Genomic DNA, 21,001 nt, shown 5'->3' with positions numbered 1-21,001 from the left:
CCCTACTTTGAGGGTAGGGAAGGAGGCCTTCACGGCGAGGTGGGGCAGACCCCCGGTCCGGCGTGGGGCCTGCCCCATGGCTACCGCGCCCGAGCGCCCCTAGCTTGGTATCCATGCGAAAATCCTTGCCAGGCAAGAAGATCATCGCCACCGGTTCCCTGGTCGCGCTGCTCGCCGCGACGACGGCCACCCCGGCGCTCGCCGTGACCGGGGCCCATCACGACGTCGACAAAGCGCTGAAAACGCTGGTGCTGGACGGAGTTCCCGGCGCGCAGGCGACGGTGACGAACCCGTCCGGGCGGACGTGGTCGGAGCGCGAAGGCGTCGGGAACGTCGAGACCGGGACACCGTTCCCACACGGCTCGAAGTTCCGGGCGGCCAGTATCACGAAGACGTTCGTCGCCGTCGTCGTGCTGCAACTGGTCGCCGAGGGAAAGGTCCGGCTGGACACGCCGATCGACCGGTACCTGCCGGGGCTCGTCAGCGGGAACGGCAACGACGGCACGAAGATCACCGTGCGCCAGCTGCTCCAGCACACCAGCGGGCTCTACGACTATCTCCGTGACCTCGACCTCGAGGAGTGGCGCCATCGCGGTGCCGAACCCGAGGAGCTGGTGGCGATCGGTCTCGCGCATCCGCCGTTGTTCGCGCCCGGCACGAGCTGGTCGTACTCCAACACGAACTACATCATCGCCGGGATGCTGATCGAGAAGCTCACCGGTCGTTCCGTCGCCACCGAAATCCGGAGCAGGATCACCGAACCGCTCGGCCTGCGCGACACCTCCCTGCCGTCGCGCGGCGACGAAGACTTGCCGTATCCGCACGCCAGGGGCTACGCACCGGGCCCCGCCGGCCACACCGACTACACCGAATTCGATCCGTCGGCCGCCGGGGCCTCCGGCGGGCTCATCTCGACCGGCGCGGACCTGAACCGGTTCTACGGCGCGCTCGTCGACGGCCGCCTCCTGCCGCGTGCACAGCTGGCGGAGATGCAGCGGACTGTTCCTGCGCCCGTCGGGCTCCCGGGCGGGGAGTACGGCCTCGGGATCGCGTCCGTCCCGCTGTCGTGCGGCGGCAGGTTCTGGGGGCACGGTGGGAACATCGTCGGCTACGCGAACCTGTCGGGCGCCGTCCCGCACGGCAGGCGGGTGAACGTCGTGGTGAATCTGAATCCCGCGCCGCCCAAGGTGGCCGACGACCTCGCCAAGGCGCTGGACACCGGGTTCTGCGCCCGCTAAACCGACGGCAGCAGGTCCAGCACGGAGGTCCACGAGGCCTCCGGGCTGAGCCTCGCGGTGGTGACCCCGGCGGAGGCGAGCGTGTCGAGATGGCGTTGCCACGCCGGATGGTGGATCCGCGTGTCCTGGATCTGGTAGCCCAGCACGATCGTGATGCCCGGCGTGCCGAGGACGTCGCCGAGCAGGGTGAGCGCCTGGTTGTCGGCGATGCCCAGCGCCAATTTCGCGACGGAGTTCGCGGACGCGGGCGCGAAGAGGAACACCTCGGGATCCGGATGCGGCCGGGGTTCGCCCGGCAGCCGGGAGGTACTGCGGACCGGCAGCTCGGTGCACTTTTCGAGGGCACCGAACCCGCCTGTCTCCTCCAGCCAGCGGGCCGCGGTGGGGGTCAGCGTGATCGCGAGCTCCCAGCCGCGGTCCGCGGCCGGTTTCGCGAGCTGCGCGGCGAACCGGGTGTCCAGTCCGCCGCACGAGCTCGCGACCAGGCCGAGGACCCTGCTCACCCGGCGGATTCCGGCTTCCGCAGGACGGCGCAGAACATCGCGTCCGTGCCATGGCGGTGCGGCCACAACTGGACGTACGGGCCGTTGCCGAGCTGCGGGACACCCGGGAAGAACTCCCGCGCGTCGACGATCTGGGCGCCGGCGCGGCGTGCGGTCTCCCCCACGACGCCTTCGGTCTCGGCCAGATGCGGCGAGCAGACGACGTAGGTGACGATGCCGCCGGGCCGGACCAGGTCCAGCGCCGCGGTGATCAGCTGGCCCTGCAGTTTCGTCAAGTCCGAGATGTCGCTGGGCTGACGGCGCCAGCGTGCCTCGGGGCGGCGCCGCAGTGAGCCGAGTCCACTGCACGGCGCGTCGACCAGGACGCGGTCGTAGCCCGGTTCGAGACCGGTCTCGCGGCCGTCGGCGACGTGCACGGTCACCGGCAGGTCCTGGACGGCCTTCTCGATCAGCTTCGCCCGGTGCGGGGCCTTCTCGACGGCGTCGACGGTCGCGCCGGCGGCCACCGCCAGCGCGCCGAGCAGCGCGGCCTTGCCACCCGGGCCGGCGCACAGGTCCAGCCACCGCACGTCGGTGCCGGAGACCGGGACTCTCGTGACGGCGTAGGCGCACAGCTGGCTGCCCTCGTCCTGGACCGCGGCCAGCTTTTCCTTGATCGGTTCGAGGTCGCCGGGGTCGCCGGAGCCCGCGGGCAGCCGGACGCCGTAGGGCGAGTACGGCGCGACGTCGCCACCGGTGATGGCGGCCAGCTCCTCGGCGCTGATCTCGCCGGGCCGGGCGACCAGATGGACGTCGGGGCGGTCGTCGTCGGCCTCCAGGGCCGCCTTCAGCTCAGGCCCCTTGTCCCCCAAGGCTTCCGCGAACGACCGGGCGACCCAGCGCGGATGCGCCGTCCGCAGGGCGTAGGCCCCGATCGGGTCGGCGGCCTCGTCGGGCGCCAGCTCGTTCAGCCAGGTCTCTTCGTCCTTTTCGGACACCGAGCGCAGCACGGCGTTCACGAAACCCGCGATCCAGGAACCGACTTCGGCGCGGACGAGGTCCACAGTGGACCCGACGGCGGCGTGCTGGGGGATGCGGGTGCGCAGCAGCTGGTACGCGCCGAGCCGCAGCCCGTCCAGCACGATGGCGTCCACCTTGGCCAGCGGCCGGTCGAGGCAGGCCTCGATGACGGCGTCCAGCATGCCGACCGCGCGGCAGGTGCCGTAGGTCAGTTCGGTGGCCAGCGCCGCGTCACGACCGGAGATCCGGCGGGTGCGCAGCAGTTGCGGCAGCACCAAGTTCGCGTATGCGTCGTCCTCCCGGACCGCGCGCAGGACGTCGAAGGCGACCTGGCGAGCCGGGTCGATCTGCGGCGGGCGGCTCGGCCCCTCTTTACGCTGGCCCGGACGGCCGCGATCCGGCCTCGACGGCCGGCGTTCCCTACGCTCGTTCACTGCAGGCGCTCTCCTTGTTCGATCCTCGTACCGCGCGCCCAGTCGGTGGCCGCCATCCGCTTCTTCCCCTGCGCCTGCACCTCGCCCAGCCGCACCGGCTTCGACGCCGTGCCGACCAGGACCCGCTTGCGCTCCACGACCAGTTCACCGGGCGGGGGCCCCGGCTCGTCGACGACCGTCACCGGGCCGAGCTTCAACCGCTCGCCCCGGAACTCCGCCCAAGCGCCCGGTTCCGGCGTGACCGCGCGGATCTGCCGGTCGACCGCGGTGGCCGGGTCGGCGAACGACACGCGTGCGTCCTCGACGGTCACCTTGGGCGCGTAGGTCACTCCGTCGCCGGTCTGCTCCACCGCACGCAGCGTTCCGTCGGCGATCCCGTCCATCGTGGACACGAGCAGCTTCGCCCCGGACTCCGCCAGCCTGGCGAGCAGTTCCCCGGCGGTGTCGGTGTCGGCGATCTGCTCGGTGACCACGCCGAAGACCGGGCCCGCGTCGAGTTCCTTGACGATGCGGAAGGTCGAGGCGCCGGTGATCTCGTCCCCGGCGCGGATCGCGGCCTGGACCGGCGCGGCGCCACGCCACGCGGGCAGCAGCGAGAAGTGCAGGTTGACCCAGCCGTGCGCCGGGATGTCCAGCGCGGCCTGGGGCAGCAACGCCCCGTACGCGACCACCGGGCACGCGTCGGGCGCGATCTCCGCGAGCCGGGCGAGGAACGCGGGGTCGCTCGCTTTCGGCGGGGTCAGCACCTCGATCCCGTGCTCGTCGGCCAGCGCGCCGATCGGGGACCGGACGACCCGGCGGCCGCGGCCGGCCTGTGCGTCCGGGCGGGTGACGACGGCGACGACCTCGTGCCGCTCGGACGCGAGGAGCGCGCGCAGCGACGGGACGGCGGGCTCGGGGGTGCCGGCGAAGACGAGGCGCATCAACGCACCTCCGCCGGGGGGACGGGTACCTCTGACTGGGCGAACATCGCCGCTCAGTCTAGAAGGGCCCCGCCGCCGGGGCGCGCTCGCTCTCCCCGTCCCCTCCGTCGAGCGCCATGAACGGTCCTTTCCTTGCAAAATTTGCAAGGAAAGGACCGTTCCTAGCACTCGAGAGAGCTGAAAGAGGCCTTCGCGAGCCCGCTCCCTACCGCGGCGGCCAGGGCAGCACGACGGCCGCCGAGCCGCCACCCCGGCGCGTGGGTTCGGCGGCGGCGAGCCACCGGCCGTCCCGCAGCCGTTCGACACCGGTCGCCGCCCCGATCTCCGCGGGCGTCGCCGAGAAGCCCTGCCCCTTGGCCTTCAGCGCCTTGAGCACCTCGGTCTGATCCAGGAACACCCGCTCGACCTGCGCGGCCGCGGAGTTCCGCTGCGAAGCGCGCGGTTCGGCGATCGCGTCGGCGAGCTTCAGCCCGCGGTCGATACGGCCGGTGAGGATCTGCAGCACCGTGGTGATGATCGACGCGCCACCGGGCGAGCCCACGGCGAGGAACGCCTTGCCGTGGTCGAGCACGATGGTCGGCGCCATCGACGAACGCGGCCGCTTCGCCGGGCCCGGCAGGTTCGGGTCGGGCACACCCGGCGTCACCGGAGTGAAGGAGAAGTCGGTCAGTTCGTTGTTGAGCAGGAACCCGCGGCCCGGCACGACGATGCCGCTGCCGCCCTCCTGCTCGATGGTCAGCGTGTACGCGACGACGTTGCCCCACCGGTCGGCGACCGTGAGATGCGTGGTGTTCTCGCCCTCGTACGGCGTCGGCGCGGCGTTCGTCCCCGCCACACACGGCGTGTGCTTGCGCGGGTCGGCCGGTGCGACCGGGCTCGTCCCGGCCTTCGCGGGGTCGATCAGGCACGCGCGGCTGTCGGCGAACTTCTGGCTGATCAGTTCCTTCGCCGGGACGTCGACGAAGGCCGGGTCGCCGATCCACCGGTTGCGATCGGCGAAGGCGTACCGCGTCGACTCCAGGAAGTAGTGCAGGTAGTCGGCCTTGTCCCGTTTGGAGAGCTTCGTGTTCTCGAGGATGTTCAGCGCCTCGCCGACGGTCAACCCGCCGGACGACGGCGCGGGCATGCCGTAGACGTCGAGGCCGCGGTACCGGGTCTTGGTCGGCTTCCGCTCGACGACGCGGTACTTCGCGAGGTCGGCCGCCGTCATGTCACCGGGCCGGACGTTCAGCGTCGACGCCGGGTCCACCGGCGGCTTCCGGACGGTGTCGACGACGTCCGCGCCGATCGGGCCGCGGTAGAGCACGTCGGTGCCCTTGGCGGCGAGCTGCGCGTACGTGCCGGCGAGGTCCGGGTTCTTGAACGTCGTGCCGACCGCGGGCGGCGCGCCGCCGGGCAGGTACAGCGACCTGGTCGACGGGAACGCCGAGAAGCGGGCGGCGTTGTTCGCGATCTGGGTGGTGAAGGTCTGGTCGACGGTGAAGCCCTTGCGGGCGAGGAGTTCGGCGGGCTTGACCGCCTTCGCCAGCGACCTGGTCCCCCACTTGCGCAGGGCTTCGTCCCAGGTGGCGGGCGTGCCGGGCACGCCGACGCCCAACCCGCTGGTGACGGCCTCCGGGAACGGGATCGCCTTGCCGTTCTCGACGAAGAGGTTCTCGTTCGCCGTCGACGGCGCGGTCTCGCGGCCGTCGAGGGTGTGCACCTTGCCGGTGCGCGCGTCGTAGTAGACGAAGAAGCCGCCACCGCCGAAGCCCGCGGAGAACGGGTCGGTGACGCCCAGCGCGGCCGCCGTCGCGACGGCGGCATCGACGGCGTTGCCGCCCTCGCGCAGGATCTTCGTGCCGATCGCGGTCGCGTCCGCGTCGATACTCGACACCGCGCCCAGATAGCCGACGGCGGTCGGCGACTTGGGGGTCGGTGGTGCCGCGGCCGCGGTACCCGGCGCGGCCGTGCCGACCAGTGCGGCGATCGCGGTGACTGCGGTGATGCGTCCCAGAGTGCTTCTGTGCGCGGCCATGGCGCGAGTCTGCCCCGCCTGTCCACCTCGGACAAGACCCGGCCGGACCTGCGAACGTCGGTAGTGCGGGCAGGCCTCGATGAGAAGAATGCGGCCCATGAAGACACCCGGCAGGCGGCGGAGCGCGCTCCTCCCGCTGCTCATCGCACTCCCCGTCCTCGCTGTCCCCGGCGTCGCCCGAGCCGAAGGCGCCCGTGCCTGCTTCGACGAGTCCGCCGCGATCACCGTCGAGGAGAAGCGGCTCACCGCGACCCTGCCTTCGGGTGGCCCGGCGGTCGGTCCGGAGCTCGTCCGGCTCGCCGGATTCGACAAGCTCGTCTCCGACTTCACGGCCCGTCTTTGCGCGACCAAGACCGCTTTGCGCGCCGGGAAGCTCGCCGGGACCGCCGGTGACGGGCTCTGGCGGACCGCGGTCGACCGCGCGCAGGGCCGCCGTCCCGATCTCGGCACCATCGACAAGGCCGACGACCGCCCGCTCTATTGGGCACGCCTGCGGATGAGCAAAGCGCTGCGGCAGTGGACGCCGAGCTTCCCGCTGTCCGCACCCGCCCGCGCGGAGCTGCTGAAGACGTTCGACCTCGGCGCGCGCGGACTCGACGACTCCCGTTTCCCGTCCGGCCCGAAGCTGCGCCGGGTGCTGGTGAGCGGATTCGACCCGTTCACCCTCAACGGCGCGGGAGTCCGCATCGCGAACCCGTCGGGCGCGGCCGCGCTGCACCTCGACGGCAAGGTGATCCAGACCCCGACCGGTCCCGCGCAGGTGCAGGCCGTCTCGTTCCCGGTGGTGTGGAGCTACTTCGACGCCGGCATCGTCGAAGCGGCCTACGGTCGGGCGTTCACGGACCGCTTCCGCCGCCCGGAGCTGATCATGACGATCAGCCAGGGCCGCCCGGGCCGGTTCGACATCGAACGCTGGGCCGGTGCGTGGCGCGGTGGCTCGCCGGACAACCTCGACGAGCCCGTCCGCGGCCCGGTCCCGCCCGCCGGCGGCTGGCCGCAGCCGGACGTCCAGTTCATCGAAACCACGCTGCCCTACGAAAAGATGCTCGCCGCGCCCGCCGGGGCGTACCAGGTGCTGTACAACCAGGCGTTCTGCGTCTGGCCGGACAGCTCGAAGCCGGGGACCGGCACCGCGGTGTGCCGGACGGACGCGCCGAAGCCCGGTGAGGTCGCCGCTTCCGGTGGCGGCGGCAACTACCTCAGCAATGAATCGATGTTCAGGAGTAACCGGTTGCGGACGGGGCTCGGCTTGGCCGGGATCGCGGGCGGGCATCTGCACACGCCCGTTCTCGGCACGCCCGCCGATCCGTCGGCGCTGACCGACGCCGGCTTCGAGGCGCGGCGGGCGGCGATCTCTTCGCAGATCGTCACCCTGCTCACCGCCGCTCTCGGTGGCTCAGCCGCGAAGCCGGCTACGCCCGCTCCGGGCTCTTCGGCCCGCGCCGACGTCCTCGCCACCCCCGGCACGACGCTCTGACCCCGCGCAATTAGTCCTCTGGATGCGGTAGTTCGAGGCCGAACTACCGCATCCAGAGGACGAAACGCGGAGGTTAGATGAGCTCCAGAGGGTCCAGCTGGATCCGGATGGGCTCGGACGCCTTGCGCGCGTCCCGGCGGGCGGCGGCCGCGTGGATCGCGGCGGCGAGCGCCTTCCCGTCCGGACGCGCGACGCGCACCAGTGCGCGTTCGCGTTCGGCGTTGCCGTCCTCGTTGACGTCTCCGAGCGGCACCGGGCCCAGCACCTCGCCGGTCTCCGGGAGGGCGAGGTCGTCGAGCAATCCGGCGACCGCGTCCGGCGTGCCCTCGACGCTCGCCATCCGCATCGCGGGCGGGAACCCGAGTTCGCGCCGCTCGGCAAGCTCCAGGCTCGCGTGCCAGCCCGGGTCCCAGCGCACCAGCGCCTGCACCACCGAAAGGCCCGCTTCCGCGCCGACGAACACGCGACCGCCTTCGGTCCCCGGTCGCACCAGGGCCGCCGCCGCCATCCAGCGGCGCAGGGTCTCCTCCCCCGCGCGCAGGTCCTGCCGCCCCAGCAGCGCCCAGCCGTCCAGCAGCAGCGCCGCGCCGTAGCCGCCTTCCGCGACCGGCTCGGCGCCCGGCGTGCACACCACCAGCGCCGGTTTCCCGGGTACCGAAGCCAAAACCTCCGTCGCACCCGAAGTACGCACGGGGAATCCGGAGAACGCGCGGCCCAGCTCCTCCGCGGTGCGCTTGGAGCCCACGACGACCGCCCGCAGCCGTACCGAACCGCAAGCCGCGCAATGGAAGTTCGTCTCGGGGACGCCGCACCACCGGCAGGCCGGCGGCCTCGGCGCGCCGTCGATCAGCCCGCCCGGCAAGGAAAGCGGACCCGCGCAACGACGGCAGTGCGCCGACGTCCGGCAGTTGCCGCAAGCGAGCCCCGGAACGTAACCGCGACGCGGAACCTGGACCAGCACAGGGAATCCGCCGGCCAACGACTGCCGCGCCGCCTCGAACGCGACCGATGGGAGCCGCGCGGCCTTCGCCGCTTCGTCCCGGGCGACGTCGAAGTCCTCACCGACCGGCGTGACCCTCGGCGCGGCCGCCCGCAGCTCGGGGCGGGCCGCCACGAGAGGCTGCGCCCAGCCTGATTCCACCAGGAACTGCGCCTCGGCGGTGCGCGCGAAACCCGCGACGAGCATGGAGCCCTTCGCGGCGTGCGCGCGATCCATCAGCACGTCGCGAACATGGGGGTACGGCGCGTGCTGGTCGAGGTGGACGTCGTCGCCGTCGTCCCACACCACGAAGAGGCCCGGATCGGCGACCGGCGCGAACATCGCCGCGCGCGTGCCGACGACGACGCGCACCGCGCCGCGCAGCACCGCGAGCCACCGGCGATAGCGCTCGGCGGGGCCGAGCCCGGCGATCAGCGCGACCACGGAATCGGCGCCCAGCAAGGAAACGCACGCGTCGTGGAGCCGCGTCAGGTCGCGGTGGTCGGGAACGACCATGACGACACCCCGGCCCGCGGCGGCCGCGACGGCGGCGGCTTCGGCGAGGCGGCGAGGCCAGTCCTCGCCCGGTAGCGCCTGCCAGACGGCGTTGGCCGGCCGCCGTTCCGCGACGGCTTCCAGGAACGCCGGACCGCTCTGGTACTTCTCCCAGGCGGTCGTTTCGGGTGGCTCCGGCGTCTGCGCGGGTTCGGCGGGCGGTTCGGCCTCGACCTTCGCGTGCCGGGACGGGATCGCGAGCCGCAGAACGTCGCTGAGCGTGCCGCCGTACCGGTCCGCGACGGACCGGCAGAGGGTGTGCAGCGCCGGAGGCAGCACCGGCTCGCTGGAGGTCACCCGGTCGATGTACGCGAGCTTGCCGGTGAACTCCGTGGTGTCGGTGCGCTCGACGAGGTACCCGTCGACGAGCTGGCCCGCGAACCGGACGCGTACCCGGCAGCCGGGCACGGCGGCTTCGTGCAACTTCTCCGGGATCCGGTAGTCGAAGGTCCGGTCGAGGTGCGTGAGCGGGATGTCCACGACGATCCGCGCGACCGGGTTCTCGGGCGCGGGGTTCTGCGCGCCGCGACGGCTGGCCGTTTTCGCGCGCGCCGGCTTGGCCTTCCGCGACGGCTCGGCTTTCGGCTCCGGAAGGTCCCACAGCGGGGTCGGTTCGGGACTGCTGCTCACCCGGTGATCTCTACCAGACTCCGTCGCCACTGCCTGTCACCGCGTGCGATGAACGGTCCGTTACTTGCGAATTTTGCAAGCAACGGACCGTTCATCGCACACGCTGCTGGGGCACGTGTCGCGCGGGTCAGGGTGCTCGCCACATCAGCCGGTGACGTAGTGAAGGCCTCCTTCCCTACCCTCAAGGTAGGCAAGGAGGCCTTCACGGACGGATCAGGCGCCTGCGGCCGACTTCAGGTCCGTGGCCCGCGCCGTGCTCTCCCACGGGAGCTCCAGCTCGGGACGGCCGAAGTGGCCGTACGCGGCCGTCGGCGCGTAAATCGGGCGGAGCAGGTCGAGGTCGCGGATGATCGCGGCCGGACGCAGGTCGAAGACCTCCTGGATGGCGGCCTGGATCTTCGACGGGTCGACCGTCTCGGTGCCGAAGGTCTCGACGAAGAGGCCCACCGGGGCCGCCTTGCCGATCGCGTACGCCACCTGCACCTCGGCACGCGAGGCGAGACCGGCGGCGATGACGTTCTTCGCCACCCAGCGCATCGCGTACGCGGCCGAGCGGTCCACCTTGGAGGGGTCCTTGCCGGAGAACGCGCCGCCACCGTGACGGGCCATGCCGCCGTAGGTGTCGACGATGATCTTGCGGCCGGTCAGGCCCGCGTCACCCATCGGACCGCCGATGACGAAGCGGCCGGTCGGGTTGACCAGCAGCCGCACGTTGGAGGTGTCGAGACCGAGCTCGGCGATCTCCGGGGCGACCACGTGCTCGCGGACGTCGACGCCGAGCATCTGCTCGAGGTCGATGCCGTCGGCGTGCTGGGTGGACACGACCACCGTGTCGAGCCGCACCGGCTGGTCGCCGGCGTACTCGATGGTGACCTGGGTCTTGCCGTCCGGGCGCAGGTACGGCAGCACGCCTTCCTTGCGGACCCTGGTCAGGCACTGCGAGAGCCGGTGCGCCAGCGCGATCGGCAGCGGCATCAGCTCGGGGGTGTCCGAGCAGGCGTAGCCGAACATCAGGCCCTGGTCGCCCGCGCCCTGACGGTTGATCTCGTCCTCGTCGGACTCGACGCGGGACTCGTACGCCGTGTCGACGCCCTGCGCGATGTCCGGCGACTGGGAGCCGATCGCGACGTTGACGCCGCAGGAGTTGCCGTCGAAGCCCTTGGCCGAAGAGTCGTAGCCGATCTTCAGGATCACGTCGCGGACGATGGTCGGGATGTCCGCGTAGGCCTCGGTGGTCACCTCGCCGGCGACGTGCACCTGCCCGGTGGTGATGAGGGTTTCGACCGCGACCCGGCTGCGCGGGTCTTTAGCCAGCAGACCGTCCAGGATCGAGTCGCTGATGGCATCGCAAATTTTGTCGGGATGACCTTCGGTCACCGATTCCGACGTGAACAGTCTGCTCGTGGACGCGCTCACGGTGGCCGTCACTCCCTCACCTAGACGTCTGATGCCCAGTAAGTTAGGCACCCCTCAGCTTGCAATCAAGCCTACTGACTATCGCTTGGGGGACTCTCAACGCTTCATCAAGGTCACAACAGCATCCCACAATGTGGACGCGAGTTCGGCCTTGGCGCCGAGGGGGATCGGGATTTCGGTGCCGTCGGCCCCGAGCAGCCAGCCCGAGTTGTCCTCGGTCCCGAAGGCCTTCCCCTCACCGACGGCGTTCACCACCAGCAGGTCCGCACCCTTGCGCTTCAGTTTGACCCTGGCGTGATCAAGGACGCCACCCTTGTCGTCCCCGGTTTCCGCGGCGAAACCGACGACCACCTGGCCGTTTGTCCGGTTCCGCACCAGTTCGGCCAGGATGTCCGCGTTGCGCGCGAGCTCGACCACGGGATCCGGCGCGTCGTCGGACTTCTTGATCTTGTGGTCCGCCCGGTTCGATGGCCGGAAATCGGCGACGGCCGCGGCCATCACCACGACGTCGGCGGTGGCGGCCTCGGCGTGCATCGCCTGGCGCAGTTCCTCGGCGGTCGACACGTGGACGACCTTCGCGCCCGCGGGCTCCGGCAGCGCGATGGTGTGCGCGGCGACCAGGGTGACCTCGGCGCCGCGCTGGGCGGCGACCCGGGCGAGCGCGTAGCCCTGCTTGCCCGACGAGCGGTTGCCCAGATACCGGACCGGATCCAGTGGCTCGCGGGTGCCGCCCGCCGAAATGGCCACGCGCACGCCTTCGAGGTCACGCGGGAGCGCCTTCGGCACGGCCAGCAGGAGCCGGGCGAGGTCGACGATCTCGGCGGGGTCGGCGAGCCGTCCCTTGCCGGTGTCCTTGCCGGTCAGCCTGCCGGCGGCGGGTTCGGCGACGACCAGGCCGCGCGAGCGCAGCAGCGCCACGTTGTCGCGGGTGGCCGGGTGCTCCCACATCTCGGTGTGCATCGCCGGGAAGAAGGCGACCGGGCACCGGGCGGTGAGCAGGGTGTTGGTCAGCAGGTCGTCCGCGATGCCATGCGCGGCCTTGGCGAGCAGGTTCGCCGTGGCGGGCACGACGATCACCAGATCGGCTTCCTTGCCGACGCGGACGTGCTGGACCTCGGGCACTTCGGTGAACACGCCGGTGTTCACCGGGTTCCCGGACAGTGCCTCGAAGGTGGCCGCGCCGACGAAGTTCAGCGCGGCTTCGGTGGGGACCACGCGGACGTCGTGACCGGATTCGGTCAGTCCGCGCAGGACCTCACAGGCCTTGTAGGCGGCGATCCCGCCACCTACGCCCAGGACGACCTTGGGTTTACTCAACGGTGTTCTCGGCAGAGTCGCGCCGGGTCACCTTGACAGCCGCCGTGGCCATCGAGTCCCTACTCACCCTCGGTGTGCTCGAGCAGGCCGCCGTGGATCTCACGCAGGGCGATGGAGAGCGGCTTCTCGCGCGGGCCCGGCTCGACGAGCGGGCCGACGTACTCCAGCAGGCCCTCGCCCAGCTGGGCGTAGTAGTCGTTGATCTGGCGAGCGCGCTTGGCCGAGTAGATCACCAGCGCGTACTTCGAGCTGACCTTCTCGAGGAGGTCGTCGATGGGCGGGTTGGTGATGCCTTCGAGCTCTTCGTGCAGCGTGGCCTGAGTCGTCACTCGTGGTGCTCCGAATCTACGGGTTATTTGTCGCCGGTTATCAAGTTTAGCAACTGCTCAGCGGCCTCTCGCACGTCGGCGTTGACAACGCGCTCGTCGAACTCCCCGGCGGCGGCGAGTTCGCGTTCGGCCTCGGCCAGCCTGGTCTTCACCGCGGCTTCGTTCTCGGTGCCGCGGCCGGTCAGCCTGCCGACCAGTTCTTCCCACGACGGCGGCATCAGCATCACCAGCCGGGCCTCCGGCATCGCCTTGCGGACCTGCCGCGCGCCCTGGAGTTCGATCTCCAGGATCGCGTTGCGGCCCTCGGCGAGCACCCGCTCGACGGGCCCGCGCGGGGTGCCGTAGCAGTTGCCCGCGAACTCGGCGTGTTCCAGCAGTTCGCCGTCGGCGACCATGCGGTCGAACTCGGCCCGGTCGATGAAGTGGTAGTGCTCGCCGTCCACCTCACCCGGCCTCGGCTTCCTGGTGGTCACCGAGACGCTGAAATAGATCTCCGGATCCAGCTTGCGCAGCTCCTTGGCCACGCTCGACTTCCCGACTCCCGAAGGCCCCGATACGACCGTGAGCCGGTGCCGGGATGCAACTCCCGCCACCGGCTCACCGCCGCGGTCAGCGCCCGGGTTCACCGGGTGGTCCTGACCGGTGCCGCTCACTCGCCGCTGAATTCGGCCAGCAGCGCCTTGCGCTGCCGGTCGCCGAGGCCGCGAAGACGACGGCTGGGTGCGATCTCCAGTCGTTCCATGGTCTGCTGGGCACGGACCTTGCCGACGCCCGGAAGAGCCTCGAGCAGAGCCGAGACCTTCATCTTGCCGAGGACTTCGTTCTCCTCGGCCTGCTTCAACACGTCGACCAGAGTGGTACCGCCCCGCTTCAGCCGCTCCTTCAGCTCAGCACGGATGCGGCGGGCGGCGGCGGCCTTCTCCAGCGCCGCAGCGCGCTGTTCCTCTGTCAGCTGGGGAAGTGCCACGTTTTCCTCCGGTAGTTCTCAAATCTGGGTGGGTGTGGCGACGGTACCCACCCGTTACCTCGGCCCACAATGCGGGGGTGGCTGGTCATGACGGATTCCCGAGCCTGCTATTGGCCATTTTCCAGGGGACCGAGGGAATCCCGGGTCCGCCGAACGGCCGCACGCAGAGCTTCGGGGTCCGGCCCGTGCCTGAGGACGTCGCGGGACGACGCGGGCAGCACACCCGGCAGTCCCGGCCCGAAAAGGGCCCGCAAATCGGCCGGAGTGGCCCCCTGTGCCCCGAAACCGGGCGCCAGGACGGGACCGTTCAGCTTGCCCAGATCGAGCTCTCCCGGCGCGATGGTGGCGCCGACGACGACACCGATGTCACCCAAGGGCCCGACACCCGCGTTGTACGCGGCCGCGGTGTCGACGATGTCCTGCGCGACGGTTTTTCCGTTGGACAGCAAGGCGTTCTGCAATCCCTGCGCCTCCGGGTTCGAGGTGCGCGCGAGGACGAAGAGCCCCTTGCCCTGTGCCTGCGCGACATCGATCGCGGGGGCGAGCGAGCCGAATCCGAGGTACGGCGACACCGTGATGGCGTCCGCCTCGAGTTCCGCGCCGCCGGGCAGGAACGCCGCCGTGTACGCCGCCATCGTCGAGCCGATGTCGCCGCGTTTGACGTCCAGCAGGACGAGCGCGCCCGCCTCCCGGCACACCTTGATCGTCTTGGCCAGAACGGCGACCCCAGGCGGCCCGTAGGCCTCGAAAAAGGCCGACTGGGGTTTGATCACCGCGACCTCGGGCGCGAGCGTCTCAGCGGCCGTGAGCGCGAATTTCTCCAGTCCGCCCGCGTCCGCCGGGAGCCCCCACGCCTGGAGCAGCCCGGGATGGGGGTCGATCCCGGCGCAGAGCGGCCCCTTCTCCGCGACCGCCAGCGCCAGCCTCGCCCCGAACCGTTCGCTCATGCCTTGGCCTTCAGCGCCGCCTGCAGGCTCTGCAGCGACCGCACACCGATGTCGCCCTTGATGACGGCCTCTATCCCGTGCACGGCCGCCGCCGCGCCCTGCACCGTGGTGATGCAGGGGATGTCCCGCGACACCGCGGCGGTGCGGATCTCGTAGCCGTCGATGCGGGGACCGCTGTTGCCGTACGGGGTGTTGATCACCATCTGCACTTCGCCGCTGAGGATGACGTCCACGACGTTTTGTTCGCCTTCAGCCGAACCTTCGTAGTGCTTGCGCACGACGGTGCAGGCGATCCCGTTGCGCCGCAACACTTCCGCGGTGCCGGACGTGGCGAGGATCTCGAAGCCGAGGTCCGCCAGCCGCTTCACCGGGAACACCAGCGAACGCTTGTCGCGGTTGGCGACGGAGACGAATACCTTGCCCGACGTCGGCAGCGAACCGTAGGCACCGGCCTGCGACTTGGCGAACGCCTTGCCGAAGGAGACGTCCACGCCCATGACCTCGCCGGTGGACTTCATCTCCGGGCCGAGCAGCGAGTCGACGCCGTGGCCCTCGGGCGTGCGGAACCGGTGGAACGGCAGGACCGCCTCCTTGACCGCGACCGGCGAATCGGCGGGCATGTGGCCGCCGTCACCCTCGGCCGGGAGGACGCCGGACTCGCGCAGATCCTTGATCGACGAGCCGGTCATGATCAGCGCCGCGGCCTTCGCCAGCGGCACCGCGGTCGCCTTCGACACGAACGGCACCGTCCGCGACGCGCGCGGGTTGGCCTCCAGGACGTACAGGACGTCGTCCTTGAGCGCGTACTGGACGTTCAGGAGCCCGCGGACGCCGACGCCGCGCGCGATGGCCTCGGTCGAGCGGCGCACCGTCTCGATGTCGGTCCGGCCCAGCGTGATCGGCGGCAGCGCGCACGAGGAGTCGCCGGAGTGGATCCCGGCCTCCTCGATGTGCTCCATGACGCCGCCGAGGAAGAGCTCGTCGCCGTCGAACAGCGCGTCGACGTCGATCTCGATGGCGTCGTCGAGGAACCGGTCCACCAGCACCGGGTGCTCGGGGGTGACCTCGGTGGCGCGGTGGATGTAGCCGGCGAGGGATTCCTCGTCGTAGACGATCTCCATGCCGCGCCCGCCGAGCACGTAGGACGGCCGCACGAGGACCGGGTAGCCGATCTGGTCGGCGATCCGCTTCGCGCCCTCGAACGAGGTCGCCGTGCCGTACTTCGGCGCGGGCAGCCCGGCGTCGGTGAGGACCTCGCCGAACGCGCCGCGGTCCTCGGCGAGGTGGATCGCGTCCGGGGAGGTGCCGATCACCGGGACACCGGCGTCGGCGAGGCGCTTCGCGAGCGAGAGCGGGGTCTGGCCGCCCAGCTGCACGATGACCCCGGCGACGGTGCCCGACTCCTGCTCGGCGTTGACCACTTCGAGGACGTCCTCGAACGACAGCGGCTCGAAGTAGAGCCTGTCCGAGGTGTCGTAGTCGGTGGAGACGGTCTCGGGGTTGCAGTTGACCATGACGGCCTCGAAACCGGCCTCGCGCAGGGCGATCGCGGCGTGCACGCACGAGTAGTCGAACTCGATGCCCTGCCCGATGCGGTTCGGCCCGGAGCCGAGGATCAGCACCTTCGGCTTGTCGGTCTGCGCGGTGATCTCCGACTGCGCCGCGGGGTCGGTCTCGTAAGCCGAGTAGTGGTACGGCGTCTTGGCCGCGAACTCGGCCGCGCAGGTGTCGACGGTCTTGTACACCGGCCGCACCCCGAGACGGCGGCGCAGCGCGCGGACGCCGTCCTCCCCCGCCAGTTCCGGCCGCAGCGAGGCGATCTGGCGGTCGGAGAGGCCGATCCGCTTGGCGCGCCGCAGCAGCGGCTCGTCGAGCACCTGGGCGTCGCGGACCTCGGCGCCGACCTCGCCGATGAGGGCGATCTGGTCGATGAACCAGGGGTCGATCCCGGACGCCTCGTGCACCTGCTGGACGGTGGCGCCGAACCGCAGCGCCCGCTCGACCTCGTAGAGGCGCCCGTCGTGCGGCGTGCGCAGGGACTCCAGTACGGAGTCCAGCGTCGCGCCTTCGGGGTCGGGGCGGGTCCAGAAGCCGGTGGCCTTGGTGTCGATGGACCGCAGGGCCTTGCCGAGCGCCTCGGGGAAGCTGCGGCCGAACGACATCGCCTCGCCGACGCTCTTCATCGTCGTGGTCAGCGTCGGGTCCGCGCCGGGGAACTTCTCGAAGGCGAACCGCGGCACCTTCACCACGACGTAGTCCAGCGTCGGCTCGAAGGCCGCCGGGGTCTCGCCGGTGATGTCGTTGCGGATCTCGTCGAGGGTGTAGCCGATGGCGAGCTTCGCGGCGATCTTGGCGATCGGGAAACCGGTCGCCTTCGACGCCAGCGCGCTCGACCGCGACACGCGGGGGTTCATCTCGATGACGACCATGCGGCCGTCCTCGGGGTTGATCGCGAACTGGATGTTGCAGCCACCGGTGTCGACGCCGACCTCGCGCAGCACGGCGATGCCGACGTCGCGCATGTGCTGGTACTCGCGGTCGGTCAGGGTCATCGCGGGCGCGACGGTGACCGAGTCGCCGGTGTGCACGCCCATCGCGTCGATGTTCTCGATCGAGCAGACGACCACCACGTTGTCGTGCCGGTCGCGCATGAGCTCGAGTTCGAACTCCTTCCAGCCGAGGACGCTCTCCTCGATGAGCACCTCGGTGACCGGCGACTCGGTGAGGCCGGTGGAGGCGAGGCGCTCCAGTTCCTCGTCGGTGTGCGCCATGCCCGAGCCGAGCCCGCCCATGGTGAACGACGGCCGGATGACCACCGGGAGGCCGACCTCGGCGACGGTCGCGCGGACCTCGTCCATGTCGTGGCAGACCCGCGACCGCGGCACCTCGGCGCCGATCGTGCGGACGATGTCCTTGAACTTCTGCCGGTCCTCGCCGCGCTGGATGGCCTCGACGTCCGCGCCGATCAGTTCGACGCCGTACTTCTCCAGGACACCGCGCTCGTGCAGGGCGACGGCGCAGTTCAGCGCCGTCTGCCCGCCGAGCGTCGCCAGGATCGCGTCGGGGCGTTCCTCGGCGATGACCTTCTCGACGAATTCCGGGGTGACCGGCTCGATGTAGGTGGAGTCGGCGAACTCGGGGTCGGTCATGATGGTCGCCGGGTTCGAGTTCACCAGCGAGACGCGCAGTCCCTCTTCGCGGAGTACGCGGCAGGCCTGGGTGCCGGAGTAGTCGAACTCCGCCGCCTGGCCGATCACGATCGGCCCGGAGCCGATCACCAGCACGTGCTGGATGTCTGTCCTCTTCGGCATTACTTGGCCTTCTCCATCAAGCTCACGAACTCATCGAACAGGGGGGCCGCGTCGTGCGGGCCGGCGGCGGCCTCGGGGTGGTACTGCACCGAGAACGCGGGGACGTCGAACGCGCGGACACCTTCGACGGTGTCGTCGTTCGGGCAGTAGTGCGAGATCTGCGCGGCGCCGAACGGCGTCTCGAACCGCTGGCCCGGCTCGCCTTCGAGGGCGAAACCGTGGTTCTGCGCGGTGATCGCGACCCGTTTGGTGGCCACGTCGATCACCGGGATGTTGATCCCGCGGTGGCCGTAGCGCATCTTGTAGGTGCCCAGTCCCAGCGCGCGGCCGAGGATCTGGTTGCCGAAGCAGATGCCGAACAGCGGGATCTCCCGCTGCAGCACCGATTTCGTCAGCTCCGTGGCATGCGCGGTGGTCGCCGGGTCGCCGGGACCGTTGGACAGGAACACCCCGTCCGGCTCCACGGCGAGCAGTTCGTCCACAGTGGATGACGAGGGCAGCACGTGCACCTCGATGCCGCGGGCGGCCATCAGGCGCGGGGTGTTGGACTTGATGCCCAGGTCCAGCGCGGCCACGCGGAACTTCCGCTCACCCTGCGCCTCGACGACGTACGCCTGCTTCGTGGTGACTTCGCCGGCGAGGTCGGCGCCCTTCATCTGCGGGCTCGCCTGTACCTGCGCGAGCATCTCCTCGTCGGTGCCGAGCGCGTCACCCGAGAAGACACCGGACCGCATGGCGCCCTGCTCGCGCAGGTGCCGGGTCAGCGTGCGGGTGTCCACTTCGGAGATCCCGACGACGCCCTGGCGCTCCAGTTCCTCGTCCAGCGTGCGCTTGGAACGCCAGTTGGAGGGGGTACGCGCCGGGTCGCGGACGACGTAGCCCGAGACCCAGATGCGCGAGGACTCGTCGTCTTCGTCGTTCCAGCCGGTGTTGCCGATCTGCGGCGCGGTCTGGACCACGATCTGCCGGTGGTAGGAGGGGTCGGTCAGCGTCTCCTGGTAGCCGGTCATGCCGGTGCAGAACACCGCCTCGCCCAGGCTCCGGCCGCGGGCGCCGTAGGCCGAGCCGCGGAACACGCGGCCGTCTTCGAGGACCAGTGCGGCGGGGGTCCTGGTGCTGTTCACGGTGCTCATCAGGCACCTCCCTTGATGTCGTTGCGAGTGTCTTGCAAAGCTTCGATCCACTGTGGATAGTCGTCGACGTCGTCGCCGCGGAATCCGGTGTCCAGTTCGACGTCCCCGGCCAGCCAGGTGATGACGAGCAGCGCGTCGATGCCCATCACCTTCCCGGCCATCCCCTTGTCCTTGCGGACGCCGGTGACGGACGCGCGCGGGATCCAGAAGTCCGGGGCGCCGCCGCGTTCGATGGCGATGCCGTCGTCGTGCAGGCGCCACACCGCGCCGGTGCGCAGGCCGGCGCCGCGGGTGACGACGCGGTCCTGCCAGTGCCCGGCGGTCGTCGTGCTGACGTAGAGGCCGGTCGATTCGAGCAGTGCTTCGCCCGGCTCCGCGGGGATCTGCGGGAACGGCGGCACCTGCACGCTCTGCGCCCGGGACTTGCGCCGCCAGCCGCGCCACATCAGGAACACGCAGAAGAGGAAGAAGGCGAAGACCGCCAGGGTCAGCAGGATCCGGTCACTCATTGCGCGATCTTCCCTTCCCGCGCGGTGATCCGCCCGCGCAGCAACGTCGCCGTCACCACGCCGGGGAGCCGCATACCTTCGTACGGGGTGTTGGCCGCGATGCTCGCGAACTCGGCCCCTCGCACGGTCCATTCGGTGTCCGGGTCCACCAGCGTCAGGTTGGCGGGTTCGCCGACCTCGATCGGGCGGCCGTGGTCGGACAGGTTGCCGATCTCGGCGGGCCGCTCGCTCATCACCCGCGCGACGCCCCGCCAGTCCAGCAGGCCGGTGCGGACCATGGTCTCGACCACGATCGACAGCGCGGTCTGCAGACCGAGCATGCCCGGCCGGGCAGAGCTCCACTCGCAGTCCTTGTCCTGGACCGCGTGCGGCGCGTGGTCCGTGGCGACGCAGTCGATGACGCCCTCGGCCAGTGCGGCGCGCAGCTTCTCGGCGTCGGACTCGGTGCGCAGCGGCGGGTTGACCTTGTTGACCGGGTCGTAGGTCGCGAGCCGCTCGTCGGTCAGCAGCAGATGGTGCGGGGTGACCTCGGCCGAGACCTTGGTGCCGCGGTCCTTGGCCCAATTGAGGATGTCCGCGGTGCCCGCGGTCGAAACATGGCAGACGTGCAGCCGCGCGTTCGCGTGCTCGGCGAGCAGGCAGTCGCGGGCGACGATCGACTCCTCCGCCGAGGCGGGCCAGCCGGTGTAACCCAGGCGCGCGGCCTGCTCGCCTTCGTGCGCCTGCGCGCCGACGGTCAGCCGCGGCTCCTCGGCGTGCTGGGCGATGACCACGCCGAGCGCCGTCGAGTACTCCAGCGCGCGGCGCATGAGCAGCGGATCCGCGACGCAGAGACCGTCGTCGGAGAAGACCTTCACCTGGGCTTCGGACTTCGCCATGGTGCCCAGTTCGGCGAGCTTCTCGCCGTTGAGCCCCACGGTGACCGCGCCGACCGGGTGCACGTCGACCAGCCCGGCCTCCTGGCCGCGGCGCCACACGTGGTCGACGATCACCGCGTTGTCGGCCACCGGGTCGGTGTTGGCCATGGCGAACACCGCGGTGTAGCCGCCGAGCGCCGCCGCGGCCGAACCGGTGGCGATGGTCTCGGTGTCCTCGCGGCCGGGTTCGCGCAGGTGGGTGTGCAGGTCGACGAAACCGGGGAGCAGCACCTGGCCGCCCGCCTCGATGACTTCGGCGTCGTCCGGGGTGTCGAGGGATCCGATGTCGGTGATGACCCCGTCCTCGACGAGTACGTCGACCGGATCGCCCTCGCCGTAGGGGCGGGCGCCCTTGATCAGGACGGTGGTCACGCGGCTACTCCTTTGCCGGTCTGCGCAC

Annotated in this window: 17 protein-coding genes; 2 read left to right on the top strand and 15 right to left on the bottom strand. The window is 70.8% G+C overall.

The window, feature by feature from the left end; translation table 11 throughout:
• The first annotated feature begins 113 nt into the window (after nt 1-113).
• A complete protein-coding gene (locus AC069I_RS35165) occupies nt 114-1,238 on the top strand; it encodes a serine hydrolase domain-containing protein (RefSeq protein WP_478227509.1) in 1,125 nt (374 codons plus the stop codon).
• Here the strand turns inward: AC069I_RS35165 and AC069I_RS35160 are convergent.
• The 4 genes from AC069I_RS35160 to ggt all read right to left on the bottom strand — a co-directional run bounded on the left by AC069I_RS35160 (nt 1,235) and on the right by ggt (nt 6,114).
• Complete coding sequence (locus AC069I_RS35160) at nt 1,235-1,741, bottom strand: flavoprotein (RefSeq protein WP_478267317.1); 507 nt, start codon at nt 1,739-1,741, stop codon at nt 1,235-1,237. The genes AC069I_RS35165 and AC069I_RS35160 overlap by 4 nt on opposite strands.
• Nucleotides 1,738-3,174, bottom strand: coding sequence for an RsmB/NOP family class I SAM-dependent RNA methyltransferase (locus AC069I_RS35155; protein ID WP_478227507.1), 1,437 nt, complete (start codon nt 3,172-3,174; stop codon nt 1,738-1,740). Before AC069I_RS35155 ends, AC069I_RS35160 begins: the two co-directional genes overlap by 4 nt.
• Nucleotides 3,171-4,097 carry a methionyl-tRNA formyltransferase gene (gene fmt, locus AC069I_RS35150; protein WP_478227506.1) on the bottom strand — a complete coding sequence of 309 codons (927 nt, stop codon included), beginning with the start codon at nt 4,095-4,097 and terminating at the stop codon, nt 3,171-3,173. The genes AC069I_RS35155 and fmt overlap by 4 nt, the downstream gene beginning before the upstream one ends.
• A gap of 205 nt (nt 4,098-4,302) precedes the next feature.
• Nucleotides 4,303-6,114: a gamma-glutamyltransferase gene (gene ggt / locus AC069I_RS35145; protein WP_478267316.1), complete on the bottom strand. Its 1,812-nt coding sequence runs from the start codon at nt 6,112-6,114 to the stop codon at nt 4,303-4,305.
• A gap of 97 nt (nt 6,115-6,211) precedes the next feature.
• Here ggt and AC069I_RS35140 point away from each other — a divergent pair, with 97 nt between their 5' ends.
• Nucleotides 6,212-7,591 carry a hypothetical protein gene (locus AC069I_RS35140; RefSeq protein WP_478267315.1) on the top strand — a complete coding sequence of 460 codons (1,380 nt, stop codon included), beginning with the start codon at nt 6,212-6,214 and terminating at the stop codon, nt 7,589-7,591.
• Nucleotides 7,592-7,664: 73 nt separating this feature from the next.
• Here AC069I_RS35140 and AC069I_RS35135 read toward each other — a convergent pair whose 3' ends face one another.
• The 11 genes from AC069I_RS35135 to AC069I_RS35085 form a co-directional block, all read right to left on the bottom strand.
• Complete coding sequence (locus AC069I_RS35135) at nt 7,665-9,755, bottom strand: primosomal protein N' (RefSeq protein ID WP_478267314.1); 2,091 nt, start codon at nt 9,753-9,755, stop codon at nt 7,665-7,667.
• Between the two features lie 213 nt (nt 9,756-9,968).
• Complete coding sequence (gene metK, locus AC069I_RS35130; protein WP_478267320.1) at nt 9,969-11,171, bottom strand: methionine adenosyltransferase; 1,203 nt, start codon at nt 11,169-11,171, stop codon at nt 9,969-9,971.
• A 96-nt stretch (nt 11,172-11,267) separates the two neighbouring features.
• Nucleotides 11,268-12,488, bottom strand: coding sequence for a bifunctional phosphopantothenoylcysteine decarboxylase/phosphopantothenate--cysteine ligase CoaBC (gene coaBC, locus AC069I_RS35125; protein ID WP_478267313.1), 1,221 nt, complete (start codon nt 12,486-12,488; stop codon nt 11,268-11,270).
• A 59-nt stretch (nt 12,489-12,547) separates the two neighbouring features.
• Nucleotides 12,548-12,817, bottom strand: coding sequence for a DNA-directed RNA polymerase subunit omega (gene rpoZ, locus AC069I_RS35120; protein WP_005152353.1), 270 nt, complete (start codon nt 12,815-12,817; stop codon nt 12,548-12,550).
• Between the two features lie 23 nt (nt 12,818-12,840).
• Complete coding sequence (gene gmk, locus AC069I_RS35115) at nt 12,841-13,470, bottom strand: guanylate kinase (RefSeq protein ID WP_478227501.1); 630 nt, start codon at nt 13,468-13,470, stop codon at nt 12,841-12,843.
• Nucleotides 13,467-13,784, bottom strand: coding sequence for an integration host factor, actinobacterial type (gene mihF / locus AC069I_RS35110; protein WP_003096398.1), 318 nt, complete (start codon nt 13,782-13,784; stop codon nt 13,467-13,469). The genes gmk and mihF overlap by 4 nt, the downstream gene beginning before the upstream one ends.
• A gap of 107 nt (nt 13,785-13,891) precedes the next feature.
• The gene (gene pyrF, locus AC069I_RS35105; protein WP_478233833.1) at nt 13,892-14,731 is read right to left on the bottom strand and encodes an orotidine-5'-phosphate decarboxylase; all 840 of its coding nucleotides are present in this window, start codon (nt 14,729-14,731) and stop codon (nt 13,892-13,894) included.
• On the bottom strand, nt 14,728-18,042 hold the full coding sequence (carB, locus tag AC069I_RS35100) for a carbamoyl-phosphate synthase large subunit (RefSeq protein WP_478267312.1): 3,315 nt from the start codon (nt 18,040-18,042) through the stop codon (nt 14,728-14,730). Before carB ends, pyrF begins: the two co-directional genes overlap by 4 nt.
• Entirely contained in the window at nt 18,042-19,175 is a 1,134-nt protein-coding gene (carA, locus tag AC069I_RS35095; protein ID WP_478267311.1) for a glutamine-hydrolyzing carbamoyl-phosphate synthase small subunit, read from the bottom strand. Before carA ends, carB begins: the two co-directional genes overlap by 1 nt.
• Nucleotides 19,175-19,684, bottom strand: coding sequence for a PH-like domain-containing protein (locus AC069I_RS35090; protein ID WP_478227497.1), 510 nt, complete (start codon nt 19,682-19,684; stop codon nt 19,175-19,177). The genes carA and AC069I_RS35090 overlap by 1 nt, the downstream gene beginning before the upstream one ends.
• Complete coding sequence (locus tag AC069I_RS35085; RefSeq protein WP_478267310.1) at nt 19,681-20,973, bottom strand: dihydroorotase; 1,293 nt, start codon at nt 20,971-20,973, stop codon at nt 19,681-19,683. Before AC069I_RS35085 ends, AC069I_RS35090 begins: the two co-directional genes overlap by 4 nt.
• Nucleotides 20,974-21,001 lie beyond the last annotated feature (28 nt).

The sequence above is a fragment of the Amycolatopsis sp. NPDC043885 genome (assembly GCF_056435685.1).
This window is presented reverse-complemented; position numbering and strand designations above follow the sequence as displayed.

Bases quoted from the DNA above. Each gene is read 5' to 3' on its own strand.
- AC069I_RS35140 (WP_478267315.1), top strand. From the start codon at position 6,212: ATGAAGACACCCGGCAGGCGGCGGAGCGCGCTCCTCCCGCTGCTCATC.
- carA (WP_478267311.1), bottom strand. From the start codon at position 19,175: ATGAGCACCGTGAACAGCACCAGGACCCCCGCCGCACTGGTCCTCGAA.
- ggt (WP_478267316.1), bottom strand. From the start codon at position 6,114: ATGGCCGCGCACAGAAGCACTCTGGGACGCATCACCGCAGTCACCGCG.
- carB (WP_478267312.1), bottom strand. From the start codon at position 18,042: ATGCCGAAGAGGACAGACATCCAGCACGTGCTGGTGATCGGCTCCGGG.
- AC069I_RS35090 (WP_478227497.1), bottom strand. From the start codon at position 19,684: ATGAGTGACCGGATCCTGCTGACCCTGGCGGTCTTCGCCTTCTTCCTC.
- AC069I_RS35165 (WP_478227509.1), top strand. From the start codon at position 114: ATGCGAAAATCCTTGCCAGGCAAGAAGATCATCGCCACCGGTTCCCTG.
- pyrF (WP_478233833.1), bottom strand. From the start codon at position 14,731: ATGAGCGAACGGTTCGGGGCGAGGCTGGCGCTGGCGGTCGCGGAGAAG.
- fmt (WP_478227506.1), bottom strand. From the start codon at position 4,097: ATGCGCCTCGTCTTCGCCGGCACCCCCGAGCCCGCCGTCCCGTCGCTG.